Consider the following 15,176-nt stretch of genomic DNA (forward strand, 5'->3'; position numbering starts at 1 on the left):
AATGGATCAGCGCCGGCGCGCGTTCCCGGGCGCGGGTTTTCATTCCTTCCACTATCCCGCACGTTGCACGGTCTGAGCCTGCGCCGGTTGCCGCCTGGCCGGAAAAGAAAGAGAGCCATGAACAACCCGATGGTCCGTCGGATGGAGCAGTACACGCGCTTTTCCGACGAAGACCGTCGGCTGCTCGACGAACTCGTCTCCCAGCGCCAGCGGCATTATGCCGCGCACGAGGACATCGTCCGCGAGGGCGAGCACTCACCCGACATCCACATCGTCCTGTCCGGGCTCGCATGCCGCTACAAACTGCTCGAGAACGGCAACCGGCAGATCATGGCCTTCCTGATCCCGGGCGATCCCTGCGATTCCGAGATCTTCATCCTCAAGACCATGGACCACTCCATCGGCGCCATCGCACCCAGCCTCGTCGCCTCCGTGTCCGGCGACGTCATGAAGGACCTGCTGCTGAACCGCCCCGGCATCGCGCTCGCCTTCTGGTGGAGCACGCTGCAGGACGAGGGCATCCTGCGCGAGCGCATCCTCGACGAGGGCCGGCGCGACGCCTATTCGCGCATCGCCTTCATGATCTACGAGATGCTTCTCCGCATGCGGGCCGTCGGCATCATCGGGGACACGGCCTTCGACTTCCCCATCACCCAGGCGGACCTGGCCGATGCCACGGGCCTGACCCCCGTTCACGTGAACCGCATGCTGCAGCGCCTGCGTGACGAAGGGCTGATCGCCACCCAGGGCAGGCGCTGGACCGTGCTCGACATCGCCGGTCTGCAGCGTGCGGCAAAGTTCGAGGCGAACTACCTGCACCTCGACCGCGCGAGGGATGAACCGGAGAGCGAGGCCGGGAAACGGCTCAAGGGCCTGATCTGAGCGGGAGCCCCGCCTCTGGGTCGCGGCGCCCGATCCCCCTATATTAGAATACCATGACCCGCGCCCTGATCCTCGACACCGAAACCACCGGCCTCGACCCCGCCACCGGCGACCGCGTGCTGGAGGTGGCGGCCATCGAGGTGGTGAACCTCATGCCCACCGGCCGGTCCTTCCACCGGCTGATCAACCCCGAACGCGACGTGCCGCCCGAGGCCAGCAAGGTGCACGGCTTCACGGCGTCCATGCTGGCCGACAAGCCGCTGTTCCCCGCCATCCTGCCGGAACTGCTGGACTTCCTGGGCAGCGACCCGGTGATCGCGCACAACGCCCCCTTCGACTTCGGCTTTCTCGACGCCGAGTTCGACCGCGCCGGCGCCCCGCGCATCGACCGCGCGCGCATGGTCGATACGCTCGCCATGGCCAAGAAGCGCTTCCCCGGCCTGCCCAACTCGCTGGATGCGCTGTGCCGGCGCTTCGGCATCGACCTGTCCGCCCGCACCACCCACAACGCGCTGCTGGACGTGCAGCTCCTGGGCCAGGTCTACTTGGAGCTGATGGGCGGCAAGCAGCCGGGGCTGGCCCTGGCCACGACGCTCGGCGGCTCGCGTTCCGGCCTGGTCGCCACCAGCGGGCCCACCATCCGCACCCCGCGCCCCATCGCCCCCGGTGCCGAGGAGTTGGAGCGCCACGCGGCCTTCCTGGCCAAGCTGAAGGACCCGGTCTGGGCCACGCTCACGGAAGGCTAAGCCAGCAACACCCCGTGCTGCCGCAGGAAGCCCAGCAGGGCCAGCAGCGGCAGGCCGAGGATGGCAGCGTGCTCGCCCTCCACCCGGTCGAACAGATGCACCCCCGGCCCTTCCAGCCGGTAGGCGCCCACGCTTTCCGTCGCCCGCTCGCCCTCCAGCGCGAGGTAGGCGTCGAGAAAGGCGTCCGACACCGGGCGCATCGCCAGGCGCGGCATCGCCACGTGCTGCCAGATGCGCTCGCCCCCGCGCCAGCACAGCACGGCCGTGACCAGCTCGTGCGTGCGGCCGCGCAGCGCCTCGAGATGGGCGCGGGCGCCGGCCAGCCCCTCGGGCTTGTCGAACCAGCGCCCCTCCTGCACCAGGATCTGGTCGCAGCCGATCACCAGCGCCTCCGGCCGGCGGGCGGCGATGCGGCGCGCCTTGGCCTCGGCCAGCATCAGCGCGGCGTCGGCGGCGGGGAAGCCTTCGGCCCTGGCACTTTCCTTGATCGAGGCCTCGTCCACGGCGGCGGCCAGGGCCTCGAAGCGCAGTCCGGCGGACTCCAGCAGCGCCCGGCGGGCGGCTGAGGCGCTGGCGAGGATCAGCGGCGGTTCGGCGGCCTGAAGGCTTGCCATGCGATCACTCCGGGTTCCGGGAGAAAGGCCGACCGGCCTCACCGCGCAGGGGGCCCCTGGTTGGCGCCATGGGGGGTACCGGGCGGCGCCGCCCGCGCGTGCCAGGCCTCCATGAGCTGGAGCACGGTGGCCGCCGTTTCCTCGATGCTGCGCCGGGTGACGTCGATCACCGGCCAGCCGCGGGCGGTGCAGAGGCGGCGGGCGGACAGGATCTCGGCCTTCACCGCCTCCGGGTCCACGTAGTCGGTCGTGTCCTGCCGCACGCCGCCGGTGCCGATCAGCTTCAGGCGGTGGCGGCGGATTTCCAGCAGGGCGTTGACCTCGATGGTCAGGCCGATCACCGGGCAGGGGGGCTTGTCCAGCTCCATCGGCAGGGCGGCGCCGGGCACGATCGGCACGTTGGCCGCCTTGATGCCGCGGTTGGCCAGATAGAAGCAGGTGGGCGTCTTGGAGGAGCGGGACACGCCCACCAGGCAGGCATCGGCCTCCGAGATGCCGGCGGTGCCCTGGCCGTCGTCATGGGCCAGCACGTAGTGCATCGCGTCGATCCGGCGGAAATAGTCGGCGTCCAGCACGTGCTGGGCGGCGCGCTTCTCCTTGGCGGCCTCGCCGATCTCGCGTTGCAGGAGGTCCAGCGTCTGGTCCAGCACGGACAGGCTGGTCACGCCCAGGCGCCCGCAGAACTCCTCCAGGCTGTGGCGGAGCGACTTGTCGGCCATGGTGAAGAGCACCGGGCCGGGCTCCGCCTGGATGCCCTCCAGCACCTGCTCCAGCTGGAAGCGCGAGCGCACCAGGAACCAGCGGTGCTGGATCACGTGCGGTTCCTCGAAGCGCGCGAGGGTGGCGCGCGCCATCGAGTTCAGCGTTTCCCCCGTGCTGTCGGAGACGAGGTGGAGGTTGGTGGTACGGGGCATGGTGGCAAAGCCTAGCCCAGCGGCCGCAGCATGGGGAGGACGCGACTCACGGCGGTGAGTCCTGGGGACGAATCCACCCCCCTTGATGCACGCCATGAGTCACGGGGATGGTGAGTCACCGGGCGTGCCAGCCGGTATGGAATCTTCGGATCGGGGGAGGAGTCATCCGGAGCGAATCCCCGACTCGGCTTCGATCGCCGAGTCGCGTGACTCACCAGCCTGTGGAAAACCCAGGGGAAGGACGGTGCCGTCGGTTGCGTCCACAGGACTCACAGGCATCCACCTACCACCCCTCCTTTCTAAGAATCCTAATTAGAGTGAAAGGGGAGCGATGAACGCCGTGGACAAGCCATTCCTGAGAGCCCTGGCCGGGGAGTCGGTCTGGCCGCCACCGATCTGGCTGATGCGTCAGGCCGGCCGCTACCTGCCGGAATACCGCGCCACCAAGGAGGAGGCGGGCGGCTTCCTGGAGCTGTGCCTGAATCCCGAGCTTTCGGCCGAGGTCACCTTCCAGCCGCTGCGCCGCTTCCCCATGGACGCGGCGATCCTGTTCACCGACCTGCCCATGCTGCCCTGGGCCATGGGGCAGGGGCTGCGCTACGGCCAGGGCGGCGCCGACGGGGTGGGCCCCATCCTCGACCCCGTGCGCGACGAGGCCGCCCTCGCCGCCCTTCGCCCTGGGGACGCCGCGCGCCGTGCGGCACCGATCATGAAAACCGTCTCCCGCATCCGGGCGGGGCTGGACCGCGACCATCCGGGAACCGCCCTGATCGGCTTCGCCGGCGCCCCCTGGACGGTCGCCTGTTACATGATTGACGGCCGCGGCGGCCATGGCTTTCCGGTGGCGCGCCACATGGCCGAGAACAACCCGCACCTCCTCCAATCGCTGTTCGCGACGCTGACGGAGGCCGCGGAGGCCTATCTGGTGGCCCAGGCCGAAGCCGGGGCCGAGGCGCTGATGCTGTTCGACTCCTGGGCCGGCCTGTTGCCGCCCGAGGGTTTCGAGCGCTGGGTGCTGGCCCCCACCACGGCGCTGACCGCCCGCCTGCGCGCCCGTCTGGGGCCGGATTTCCCCCTGATCGGCTTTCCCCGCCTGGCGGGGGACGGCATTCCCGCCTATGCCGCCCGGGCCGGCGTGAACGCGGTGGGACTGGACGAGACCGTGGACCTCACCGGCCCCCTGCCCGAGGGCGTGACGCTGCAGGGCAACCTCGACGCCCGTGCCCTGGTGGCCGGGGGCGAGACCCTGCGGGCCGCCACCGCCCATATCCTGGATGCCATGCGCGGGCGGCCCTTCGTGTTCAACCTCGGCCACGGCATCACGCCGGATACGCCGCCCGCGCATGTGGCGGCGCTGGTGGAGCAGGTGAAGCGCGGCTGAACCGCCGCGCCCGGCATGCGCGACCAGCCTCCCCGGCTCCGGCCAGGGCCAGCCTGGACACGCGCATGCGGCCCGCCCAATTGCGATGGCGGGAGGACCCCATGTCCCAGACCGCCGCCTCCGCGCTGGAACGCGTCCTGCAGAGGGTGCACGCCATCGGTACCCGGGCGCGGGTGGAGCACATGCGCGCCCCGGCCCAGGTGGCCACCGCCACCCGCCCCAGGGCGGCGGCGCTGCGAAGGAACTGTCCGGCCGAGCGGGGCCCGGCGGCATGAGCGCGCCCGTCACAGGCCGCTGCCTTTGCGGCGCGGTGCGCTTCGCCTTCGACCACGCACCGCTGGCCGCCCGCGCCTGCTGGTGCCGGGACTGCCAGTATCTTTCCTCCGGCAATGCATCGGTGAACGTCATCTTCCGCCGGGTGGGCCTGACCCTGCACGGGGAGCCCCTGGCCTTCGAGAGCACGGCCGACAGCGGCACGCGCATGCGCCGCCGCTTCTGCGACCGCTGCGGCACACCCCTCTTCAGCGAGGCCGCCGACGCGCCGGACCTCATGGTGGTGCGGGCGGGCGCGCTGGACGACCCTGGCCTGGCGCGGCCGGGCGGCACCATCTGGACGCGTTCCGCGCCTGCCTGGGGCCTGGTGCATCCGGACCTGCCGCGCTGCGAGGGGCAGGCACCGCCGCTTCCCCCATGCCCCTGATCCTGCCCCCGCCCCTGCAGCGCTGGGTCGAGGCCACCGCCGCGGCGCTGCTCCACCCCCCCGGTGGCCCGGCCATCGACTTTGCCCAACCCCTGGGGGAACCGGCGCTGGTTCCGCCGGACTCGCTGTCCTGGCGCATCTTCAAGAACCCGGTGGCCCTGTTCACCGGGGGCGTCGCCGCGGTGGTGCTGGAACTGGCCGAGCCCCGCGTGCGGACGGGGGTCTGGGAGCACACAACCTTCCGCACGGACCCGCTGGGCCGTCTGCAGCGCACGGGGCTCGCCGCCATGGTCACCGTTTACGGCCCGCGCGGGGTGGCCGAGCGCATGATCGCGGGCGTGAGCCGCGCCCATGGGGCGGTGCGGGGCACGACGCCCGGTGGCCTGCCCTACAGCGCAAGCGACCCGGAGCTTCTGTGCTGGGTGCAGGCCACCGCCCTGTTCGGCTTCGCCGAGGGCTACAGCCGCCATGTGCGGCCCCTCACCGAAGGGGAGGTGGACCGGCTGCACGCGGAGGCCATTCCCGCCGCCCGGCTTTACGGCGCGGAGGCGGCACCGCCCTCGGCGGCCGCGACGCGGGACCTGTTCACGGCCATGCGGGACAGGCTGGAGCCCTCCCCCATCCTCGCGGAGTTCCTGCGGATCATGCGCGCGGCGCCCATCCTGCCGCCGCCGCTGCGCCCGGTGCAGCACCTCCTGCTGCGCGCCGGCGTGGAGCTGGTGCCGGGCTGGGTGCGGGAACGTCTGGGGCTTGGCCGCGGCGAGGGCCTGCGCCCCTGGGAAAGGCCGCTGGTGCGGTCCATCGGCGCGCTGGCGGACCGGCTGGTGCTGCGCGGCGGCCCCGCGGCACAGTCCTGCCTGCGGCTGGGGCTTTCCGCCGATCACCTTTACCGGGGCTGACCCTTCGGGGGCGGATCCCCCATCCGCCGCGCTGGGCCTCCACGGCAGGTCCCGCTAACCTCCACCCGGACGGAGGAAACCCACCATGCGCCATCCCACGCCTCTTCAGGGCCGCCGCGCCCTGCTGCTCGCCGCCGCCGCCCTGCCCTTCCTGCCCCGCCCCGCCGCGGCGGCGGAAATCCGGGTGATGACCTCGGGCGGCCTCACCGCCGCCTACCGCGCCCTTTCGCCGGACTTCGAGAAAAGCAGCTCGCACACGCTTCACACCGTGCAGGGCGCCTCCATGGGCGCGGCACCGGACGCCATTCCGCAGCGCCTGGCCCGCGGCGAGCCGGCCGACGTGGTGCTGCTGGCCGTGGACGGGCTGGAGGCGCTGGTGGCCAAGGGCCTCGCCATGCCCGGAAGCCGCGTGGACATCGCCCGCTCCCTGATCGGCATGGCCGTGCGCGCCGGCGCCCCGAAGCCCGACATCTCCACCGTCGATACCTTCCGCCAGGCCCTGCTGGCCGCCCGCTCCGTGGCCTATTCCGCCAGCGCCAGCGGGGTCTACATCGAGACCGAGATGTACCGCCGCCTGGGCATCCACGACGAGATGATGGCGAAGAGCCGCCGCATCCTGAGCGAGCGCGTGGGCACGGTGGTCGCGCGCGGCGAGGCCGAGATCGGCTTCCAGCAGGTCAGCGAGCTGCTTCCCATCCAGGGCATCGACTATCTCGGCACCATCCCCGAGGCGGTGCAGCAGCCCACCATCTTCTGCGCGGGCATCGCGGCCAAGTCGGAGAACCCCGAGGCCGCACGGGCGCTGATCCGCTTCCTGTCCTCCCCCGAGGCCGCGCCGGTGCTGGTCCGCACCGGGCTGGAGCCGATCGCCCGCGCCGGGGGGTGAGGCAGGCAATGGCCGGCGTGGCGGCAAAGGGAATCGAAACCGGAAGGATCGACGGAACCGCCGGGCGCCAGCGCCGTTGCCCCAGCAATGTTGCCTCAGCCTTGTTGCCAGGGTGCCCTGCCCACCGGCGCCCCGGCGAGGACGCGCAACGGAGCACCGCCCGCGGCATGAGCTTTCACCCACTGCGGCGCCCTGCCGCCCCGCGGCCTGCCCTTCCGGCCGGCAGGTCCTGCACGCGCCCGCAAGCCACCCGCCGGGCGATGTCCGGCCAAGCCATCCTTTGCGCCGTGCTCTGGGCCGCCCTGGCCGGCTGCGCGGCCCCATCCCCTGGCCTTGGCCCCGACGCGGCCCGGGTTCCCGTGGACGTCACCGCCGCCCCCTGGCGCTCCCTTGGCCTGGTCGCCACGGCCGTGGGTGGGCGCTGCACGGGGGTGCTGGTCAGCCCCAACACCGTGCTCACCGCCGCGCACTGCCTGGTGGACCCGCGCACCAACCGCGCGGTGGCGCCGCGCGCCGTGCAGTTCACCCTCGCATCCCCCCCCGGGGCCGTGTCCCCGGGCGGCACGCCCCGGCAGGCACGGGCCACCGAGGCGCTGATCGGCCCAGGCTTCTCCGTTGCCCCCGGTCCCCGCCCGGACCCGTCCGCACCGCCGGACTCCGACTGGGCCGTGCTGCTGCTGGACACCCCGCTGGGCGCCCCCGGCCAGGTGATGTCGCTGGAGGCGGGCCTTCTTCCCCCCGGCACGCCGCTGGTCTTCGGCGGCTATCAGTCCGACCGCGAGGGGCAGATGGTGGCCGACCTGAACTGCGCCGTGTCCGGTTACGCCCGCGACCCCGCCGGGCGGGTGATGCTGCACCATTCCTGCGCCGCCACCACCGGCGCCAGCGGCGGCCCGCTGCTGGCCCGCCGGCCCGACGGCGGCTGGATCGTGGCGGGCATCGGCTCCCTGGCGGAAGGCGGGGTGACCGGGGGCTGGGCCGTGCCCACCGCCTCCATCGCGCGGGTGGTGCTCAGCGCCCACCGGTGATCGCATCGCGCCGGTTCAGGGCCCGCCCTGGGTCCAGCAGGGCGGCGAGACACCCGGCGGCGGCACCGGCCGGGGCACCGGGATGCCCATCCAGGCCTGCAACACCGGGTCCGGCCAGTGCGCCACGTAATGCGCCCATTCCGTGGAAGCCGCGAAAACGGACTGCCGCGCCGCCTCGGGGAAGGAGCAGTGGGTGCTGGCCGGCCAGGGCCGGTGGGTGACCAGCAGGCTGCCCTCCATCGCCGATCCCGCCGCCGCCAGCGCCACGCAGCCCAGCAGAACGCCCCGGGCCCAGCGCCGCCGCCGGTCCGGCGCGGGCGCCAGCAGCGCTACCCCGGCCAGCACAGCCAGGATGGCGAGGGGCACCATGCCGCCGCGGGCCGTCATCTCGTTGCCCGGCCCGAACACGTAACCAGGCAGGGCGCAGAGCAGGGCCGCGGCGAAGCCCAGGGTCCAGCTCCGCACCAGCAAGGCCGTCGGCACCGCCCAGCACAGCACCTCCACCAGCAGGAACAGCGCCCATGTGGCCAGGGCGCGCCCGGGCGGATGCACCGCCAGCAGGAAACCGTGCGGCACGGCGGCGGAGCCCGCGACCATGTAGAGGCAGAGCGGCGCCGCCAGCCCGGCCGCCAGCCAGTTCGGCAGCGACAGCACGGCACCGCGCAGCGCGGGCCAGCCCTGGCGGAGCGCCGCCAGCCCGGCCAGCAGGGCCGCGGTGGCGGCGGAAACCGGGCTCCAGAAGGCCGCGCCGGCCAGCGGCAGGGCCACGCCGCGCAGAAAGGCGGCGTTCGCCCCGTGACGCAGCAGCAGCAGAGCCGGCAGCCAGGCCGGCAGCGCGTGGTTGGGCACCCAGAGCACGGCGGTCACGTGCCCGGAATACTGGAAAAAGCGCGGCCACCATTCCCCGCCCCGTCCCCAGCTCTTGAAGACCCCCACGCCCGCCGTGCCGTCCAGCCACATGTTGGGCAGGATATCCAGCCCGCCGAACACGACGAACAGCCCGGCCAGCACGGCGAAGCCCCACCGGCGCCCCGGCACCGAAGCCCGCGCGACCTGGTCCAGCAGCATCAGCACCAAGCCCAGGCCCAGCCCCGTCCAGGCCCCCAGGAACAGCTCCGCCACCCGCAGCCCCGCCAGGCGCCCGACCAGCCCGGCCGGCATGTAGTAGCCGAGCGGCGCCCGCAGCAGCCAGTCGGTCCCGTCCTCCAGGTGGCGGTGCACCACCGGCCATGGGCCGGCGGAAAGGTCGTGCAGCACCGCGTCGCGGATCTGCCAGTCCGACGCGCTGTAAACCAGGTGGTGCGCGCCGCTGCCGCCGGCCCAGAGCAGCCCGAGGAGGAGGCAAAGCACGGTGCGGCGCCAGGAAAGCGGCCAGCGCTCCCGCCAGCCCGGCGAGAGCGCGAGCGCCACCCCGCCGGCGGCGAGCCCCATCGCCCCCGCCCAGGCCGCGCCCCACCCCATGAGGAAGAGCAGCGCCGGCAGCAGCATGTAGCCGGTCACGAGGAGCGACAGCGCGTCCGGCGCCGCGTGCCCGAGCAGGTTGTTGAGATCGGTGCGCGGCGCGGCCATGCCGGCCGGCATCCTGCGCGCGATGCCGTCGAGATGCGCCGGTCCGCCTTCCATGCGGCGCGTATTGCACGCGTCGCCGCGGGCGACCACCCGCGGCGTGCCTCATCGCGGCACGATGCCGCGCCGCGCGGCGCGGGGCCGAGAGTCTCACGCGAACTTGCGCGCGGGCATCGGCGCCCGTGGAGCATCGGTGATTGTTCCGCGTAACATAGGTTACGCGGAACAATCGTGCAGGCCGATAAGACCCGCGGATGAGTTCGGACCAACATGCCGGACGCGGTGCGCGCGATTTGTGCGGACCGCGTCGCCACGAACCCGCCATCCAATTTGCTGCACTCGCGAAGTCGTCATCCGGCATCGCCTCCAATGCCACAGTTTTGCCGTGCGCAACCGCTTCATTGATCAGGAAGCCAGCACAGCCCCGCGGTCATTTCGCCTCTGCTGCATCGCAGCGCGTTGGCCCGCGTTAACCCGTCACCGCGACGGAACATCGTTCGATGGAATTGGGATCAGGACGGGCCGCAAGGCGCGTCTCGCCCCACACGAGGAAGGACCCAAACCATTCTTCTCGCTCCGACCCAGCCTCATCCGGCGGGCGCGCATGCGCCGCTGCTGCTCTGCCTTTCCCATCTCCGGTGGGACTTCGTGTTCCAGCGCCCGCAGCATCTGCTCTCCCGCGCGGCCCAGACGCACCGCGTGATCTTCTTCGAGGAGCCGATCCGCAAACCAGCTGCGCCTGACCTGCCGCGGCTGGAGCGCCATCCCACGCCATCGGGCGTGGAGGTCGTGGTGCCCATTCTGCCGGACAACATGGACGAGGCCGCGAGCGAGGACGCGCAGCGCGTGCTGATCGATGGGCTGCTGGCCGGCACGCGCCCGGACATCGCCTGGTATTACACGCCGATGTCGCTCGGCTTCACCACGCACCTGAAGCCCGTGGTGACGGTGTACGACTGCATGGACGAGCTTTCGGCCTTCCGCGGCGCTTCCCCGCAGCTGACGTTGCTGGAACGCCGCCTGCTGCGCCAGGCGGACGTGGTCTTCACCGGCGGCCGCTCGCTTTATGAGGCCAAGCTCGGTCTGCACCCGCGCGTGCACCTCTTCACCTCCGGCGTGGACGCGGCGCATTTCGCGCAGTCCCGCGCGCTGCGCGATGCCGGCACGCCCGGCCCCGCCGACCAGGAGAACATCCCGCACCCGCGCATCGGCTGGTTCGGCGTGATCGACGAGCGCATGGACCTCGCGCTGCTGGACGAGGTTGCGGCACTTCGCCCCGACTGGTCCTTCGTGATGATCGGCCCGGTGGTGAAGATCGACCCCGCGAGCCTTCCCCAGCGCCCCAACATCCACTGGCTCGGCGGCCGCAGGATGGACGAGCTTCCCGCCTACCTCGCGGGCTGGGACTGCGGCTTCATGAACTTCGCGCTGAACGAGAGCACGCGCTTCATCTCGCCGACCAAGACGCCCGAATACCTGGCCGCCGGCGTGCCGGTGGTCTCCACCCCGATCAAGGACGTGGTGCGCTCCTGGGGCGCCGAGGGACTGGTCGGCATCGCCGACAACGCCGAGGACACGGTTGCCGCGATCGAGGCGGCGATGGCGAAGCCGCGCGCGGAATGGCAGCCGAAGGCGGACCGCTTGCTGGCCCAGGGTTCCTGGGACGGGATCTGGTCTTCCATGCACGATCTTCTGCGTCAGGCCGCGTCGACCAAGGTCGCCGGCGACGGCGCCGTTTCCTCCCGCGCCGTGGCGAGTCCGAACCATGTTTGATTGGCTGATCGTGGGCGCCGGCTTCGCCGGCGCGACCCTCGCGGAGCGCATCGCCACCGTCCGTGGCGAGCGCGTCCTCATCATCGACAAGCGCGACCATGTCGCGGGCAACGCCTTCGACGAGCAGGACGCCGCCGGCATCCTGATGCACCGCTACGGTCCGCACATCTTCCACACCAACTCCGACGCGGTGTTCGCGCATCTTTCGCGCTTCACCAAGTGGCGCGCCTATGAGCATCGCGTGCTGGCCCGCCTCGCGGACGGCAAGATGGTGCCCATGCCGATCAACCGCACCACGGTGAACCGGCTGAACGACCTGTCCCTCGTGACGGAGGATGAGGTCGAGGCCTTCTTCAACGCGCGGGCCGAGCACGTGGCGGAAATCCGCTCCTCCGAGGATGTCGTGGTGTCGCGCGTCGGGCGCGAGCTCTACGAGACCTTCTTCCGTGGCTATACCCGGAAGCAGTGGGGCCTCGATCCGTCGGAACTCGACAAGTCCGTCACCTCCCGCGTGCCGACACGCGCGAACACGGATGACCGCTACTTCACCGACACGCACCAGTTCATGCCGCTGGACGGCTACACCGCCATGTTCAAGCGCATGCTGGACCACCCGAACATCACGGTGATGACCGGCACGGAGTTCGGCGCGATCAAGGGCAAGGTTCCCTATCGCCGGATGGTCTGGACCGGCCCGGTGGACGAGTTCTTCGACCATCGCCACGGCAAGCTCCCCTACCGCTCGCTGACCTTCAAGCACGAGACGCTGGACCGCGAGTGGGCGCAGCCCTGCGGCACCGTGAACTATCCCGGCGAGGAGGTGCCCTTCACCCGCATCTCCGAGTACAAGCACCTCACCGGCCAGGTGAACGCGAAGACCACCATCACCACCGAGTTCCCGGCCGCCGAAGGCGATCCCTACTACCCCGTGCCGCGGCCGGAGAACGCCGAGCTGTACAAGCGCTACGAGGCGATGGCCGACGCGACGCCGGACGTGTGGTTCGTGGGGCGTCTCGCGACCTACCGCTACTACAACATGGACCAGGTGGTGGCGCAGGCCCTGGCCACCTTCCGTCGCATCGAGACGAGCGTGCCGCTGCGCTCGGCCAACGATGCCACCGGCCTCGTCGCCACGGGAGCATGAGAGTACGCATGGCAGAGCCCGACACCCCCACCATGTCCAGCTTCTCGCCCTCCTTCTTCATGGGCGGCTTCGAGTGCTCGACGCACCGCCGCAACGACGGCAAGCGCCTGGACCTCATCGCCTCCACCCGCCACGACCTGCTGGCGGAACAGGACTACGAGGCCCTGGCCGCCCACGGCATTCTCGGCGCGCGCGACGGCGCCCGCTGGCACCTGATCGAGCGGGTGCCCGGCCAGTACAACTGGTCGCCGGTGCTGCCGCTGATCCGCGCCGCGAAGAAGGCCGGGGTGCGGGTGGCATGGGATGTCTGCCACTATGGCCACCCCGACCATGTCAGCCCCATGGAGGACGGCTTCGCCGAGGCGCTGGCCCGCTTCGCCGCCGCTTTCGCCCGCCTGCTGCTGGAGGAGGAGGGGGAGCCCCCGATCCTCTGCCCGGTGAACGAGATCTCCTTCTGGTCCTGGGCTGCCGGGGATGTCGCCTACTTCAATCCCGGCCGTCGCCACTGGGGCGCGGAGTTGAAGGCCAGGCTGGTCGCCGCCTCCATCGCCGCCGGACGCGCGGCGCGCGAGGCCGTGCCGGGCACCCGCCTGATCGCGGTGGACCCCATCATCAAGGTCTTTCCCGAAACGCCGGACGATGCCGAGTTCGCGGAGGAGCACGACGAGGCCCAGTGGCACGCCTGGGAGGGTCTGCTCGGCCGCTGGCAGCCCGAGCTGGGCGGCACGCCGGATGGCTTCGACCTGATGGGCGTGAACTACTACTGGAACAACCAGTTCGTGCGCGAAGGCGACCGAGGTTACACGGTGCGCCTCGGCGATCCGCGCCACCGCCCGCTGCGCGAGCTGCTGGCCGAGGCCCATGCCCGCATCCAGCGACCGATCATCATGGCGGAGACCAGCATCGAGGGTACGCCCCGCGCCCCCTGGCTGCGCTATGTGTGCGACGAGGTGCGCGCGGCCATGCGCGCGGGCGTGCCGATCGGCGGCATCTGCCTCTACCCGGTTGTCTCGCATCTCGGCTGGGACGACGACCGCTATTGCCCGAACGGCCTGTTCGAAATGCACCCCAACCGCGGCCGTCGCCCGGTCGACCCGGCGCTGGCCAGGGAACTCGCCCGTCAGGTCGCGCTGTTCGACGCCTTCCGGCGTGGCGAGGCGGTGCCCGAGGAGCCCGACAGCGGCCCCGCCTTCGTCACCGCCTGGAACCACTCCGAGACCGTCCGCCTTTCCGCCGGAGCGGAGGAGCAGCGCGTGTCGCACGAGGCGACCGCGGGAGAGCACGGGGCTTGATCGAGGGGCCGGGGGAGCAGCTTCCCCCGGCCAGAAGGCTCGTCCGCCCCGTCTGCCCAAGGACGCGTCCCGGGCTCGGTGCCCCCGGCCGTCCATCATGCTGGCAAGCCTGCTGAGATAAGGCCTGCGCTTGCCGCGCCTCCGCGCGCGCAGCGCGGTTTCCAACCGAACATCATCCCCGCCTGCCCGCCCGGCCCCTTACCGCCGGCGGCACTCCGCGACAGGGCACCTGGGCGACGCCGTTCCCAGGCAGCCGAAGCCCGGCGCCCGCCCTGTCCGGCGCCGGGTTCCAGAGCCGCCATGCTATGCGATCCGCTCCAGCATCCTCACATGGCCGCCCATGTCCCCTCGTTGCCCGATCCCGCGCCGTGCGCTCCTGGCCCTGCCTGCAACGGCCTGCACGCCCCAGGTCATCCCCGCCGGCCCCTCCCTCGGCGATCCCGCCCTGGCCGACGGAGTGCTGACCATGGAGGACGGCGCCCGCCTGCCGCTGCGCGCCTGGTTGCCGGAAGGACCGCCGCGCGGCGTGCTGCTCTGCCTCCACGGCTTCAATGACAGCCGCAACTTCATGACCGAGCCCGCCCGCGCGCTGAACGGCGCGGGCCTCGCGGTCTATGCCTATGACCAGCGCGGCTTCGGGGGCGCGCCGCATCGCGGCGTCTGGCCGGGGGCACCGACACTGGCGGCCGATGCCGCCTCCGCCGCGCGCCTGCTCAAGGCACGGCACCCGGGCCTGCCCCTGGTTCTGCTCGGCGAAAGCATGGGTGGCGCCGTGCTGCTGCTTGCGGCAACGGGGGCCAACCCGCCGCCGGCCTCGGGCTACGTGCTGCTTGCGCCCGCGGTCTGGGGGCGGGTGACCATGCCCGGGATCGTCGTCGGGCTGCTGGACGTGCTGACCCATGTGGTGCCGCGCGTGGCCGTGGCCTCCGGCGTGCCGGGCATCGTGCCCACGGACAACATGGAGGCGCTGCGCCGCATGGCACGCGACCCGCTGACCATCCGCGAGACGCGGGTGGACACCACCTCCGGGCTGATCGACCTGATGGACGACGCCCTCGCCGCCGCCCCGCGCCTGGAGCCTGGCATGCCGCCGCTTCTGCTGGTCTACGGCGCGCGGGACCAGCTCGTGCCGCCCGTCGCCACCCGAGCCCTGCTCGACCGCATCCCGCCGGAAGCTCCGGCCCGGGTCGCCTATTACACGGGCATCCACCACATGCCGCTGCGCGACCTCGCGGCCGGCACGGTCATCGCGGACATGCTGGCCTGGATCGCCGATCCGGCCGCGCCCCTGCCATCGGGCGCGGATGCGGCGGGGCTCGCCTGGCGCCGGGCGCCGCTGCCGGCCTGGTGA

The 15,176-nt window shown here is 72.0% G+C and carries 15 protein-coding genes; 12 read left to right on the forward strand and 3 right to left on the reverse strand.

What is annotated here, in order from left to right; genetic code table 11:
* Positions 1-117 precede the first annotated feature (117 nt).
* Together ACFFIC_RS21145 and dnaQ are read left to right on the forward strand one after the other, a co-directional pair.
* Positions 118-882: a Crp/Fnr family transcriptional regulator gene (locus tag ACFFIC_RS21145; protein ID WP_377054047.1), complete on the forward strand. Its 765-nt coding sequence runs from the start codon at positions 118-120 to the stop codon at positions 880-882.
* A gap of 53 nt (positions 883-935) precedes the next feature.
* Positions 936-1,628: a DNA polymerase III subunit epsilon gene (dnaQ, locus tag ACFFIC_RS21150; protein ID WP_377054049.1), complete on the forward strand. Its 693-nt coding sequence runs from the start codon at positions 936-938 to the stop codon at positions 1,626-1,628.
* On the opposite strand, the gene ACFFIC_RS21155 is transcribed toward dnaQ, so the two are convergent.
* Entirely contained in the window at positions 1,625-2,242 is a 618-nt protein-coding gene (locus tag ACFFIC_RS21155) for a Maf family protein (protein ID WP_377054051.1), read from the reverse strand. The genes dnaQ and ACFFIC_RS21155 overlap by 4 nt on opposite strands.
* A gap of 38 nt (positions 2,243-2,280) precedes the next feature.
* Entirely contained in the window at positions 2,281-3,156 is an 876-nt protein-coding gene (locus ACFFIC_RS21160; protein WP_377054053.1) for a pyruvate, water dikinase regulatory protein, read from the reverse strand.
* Between the two features lie 331 nt (positions 3,157-3,487).
* Here ACFFIC_RS21160 and hemE point away from each other — a divergent pair, with 331 nt between their 5' ends.
* From hemE to ACFFIC_RS21190, 6 genes are all read left to right on the forward strand, one after another.
* Positions 3,488-4,537: a uroporphyrinogen decarboxylase gene (gene hemE, locus ACFFIC_RS21165; RefSeq protein ID WP_377054055.1), complete on the forward strand. Its 1,050-nt coding sequence runs from the start codon at positions 3,488-3,490 to the stop codon at positions 4,535-4,537.
* Between the two features lie 101 nt (positions 4,538-4,638).
* Positions 4,639-4,812, forward strand: a complete 174-nt coding sequence (locus tag ACFFIC_RS21170; RefSeq protein WP_377054057.1) for a hypothetical protein — start codon at positions 4,639-4,641, stop codon at positions 4,810-4,812.
* Positions 4,809-5,237: a GFA family protein gene (locus ACFFIC_RS21175; protein WP_377054059.1), complete on the forward strand. Its 429-nt coding sequence runs from the start codon at positions 4,809-4,811 to the stop codon at positions 5,235-5,237. The genes ACFFIC_RS21170 and ACFFIC_RS21175 overlap by 4 nt, the downstream gene beginning before the upstream one ends.
* Complete coding sequence (locus ACFFIC_RS21180) at positions 5,228-6,136, forward strand: oxygenase MpaB family protein (RefSeq protein ID WP_377054061.1); 909 nt, start codon at positions 5,228-5,230, stop codon at positions 6,134-6,136. The genes ACFFIC_RS21175 and ACFFIC_RS21180 overlap by 10 nt, the downstream gene beginning before the upstream one ends.
* A gap of 85 nt (positions 6,137-6,221) precedes the next feature.
* Positions 6,222-7,022: a substrate-binding domain-containing protein gene (locus tag ACFFIC_RS21185; RefSeq protein ID WP_377054063.1), complete on the forward strand. Its 801-nt coding sequence runs from the start codon at positions 6,222-6,224 to the stop codon at positions 7,020-7,022.
* A gap of 260 nt (positions 7,023-7,282) precedes the next feature.
* Entirely contained in the window at positions 7,283-8,050 is a 768-nt protein-coding gene (locus ACFFIC_RS21190) for a trypsin-like serine peptidase (RefSeq protein ID WP_377054065.1), read from the forward strand.
* Between the two features lie 15 nt (positions 8,051-8,065).
* On the opposite strand, the gene ACFFIC_RS21195 is transcribed toward ACFFIC_RS21190, so the two are convergent.
* Positions 8,066-9,619 (reverse strand): hypothetical protein, encoded by a 1,554-nt coding sequence (locus ACFFIC_RS21195; protein WP_377054067.1) that lies wholly within the window; start codon positions 9,617-9,619, stop codon positions 8,066-8,068.
* A 645-nt stretch (positions 9,620-10,264) separates the two neighbouring features.
* On the opposite strand from ACFFIC_RS21195, the gene ACFFIC_RS21200 reads away from it, so the two are divergent.
* From ACFFIC_RS21200 to ACFFIC_RS21215, 4 genes are all read left to right on the forward strand, one after another.
* On the forward strand, positions 10,265-11,389 hold the full coding sequence (locus ACFFIC_RS21200; RefSeq protein WP_377054069.1) for a glycosyltransferase: 1,125 nt from the start codon (positions 10,265-10,267) through the stop codon (positions 11,387-11,389).
* Positions 11,382-12,533 (forward strand): UDP-galactopyranose mutase, encoded by a 1,152-nt coding sequence (gene glf, locus ACFFIC_RS21205; RefSeq protein ID WP_377054071.1) that lies wholly within the window; start codon positions 11,382-11,384, stop codon positions 12,531-12,533. The genes ACFFIC_RS21200 and glf overlap by 8 nt, the downstream gene beginning before the upstream one ends.
* A gap of 8 nt (positions 12,534-12,541) precedes the next feature.
* Positions 12,542-13,825 carry a beta-glucosidase gene (locus ACFFIC_RS21210; protein WP_377054073.1) on the forward strand — a complete coding sequence of 428 codons (1,284 nt, stop codon included), beginning with the start codon at positions 12,542-12,544 and terminating at the stop codon, positions 13,823-13,825.
* 340 nt (positions 13,826-14,165) lie between these two features.
* Positions 14,166-15,176, forward strand: coding sequence for an alpha/beta fold hydrolase (locus ACFFIC_RS21215; RefSeq protein WP_377054075.1), 1,011 nt, complete (start codon positions 14,166-14,168; stop codon positions 15,174-15,176).

Origin of the sequence: Muricoccus vinaceus, from assembly GCF_042433125.1 — a bacterium.
Classification (GTDB): Bacteria; Pseudomonadota; Alphaproteobacteria; order Acetobacterales; family Acetobacteraceae; genus Roseomonas; species Roseomonas vinacea.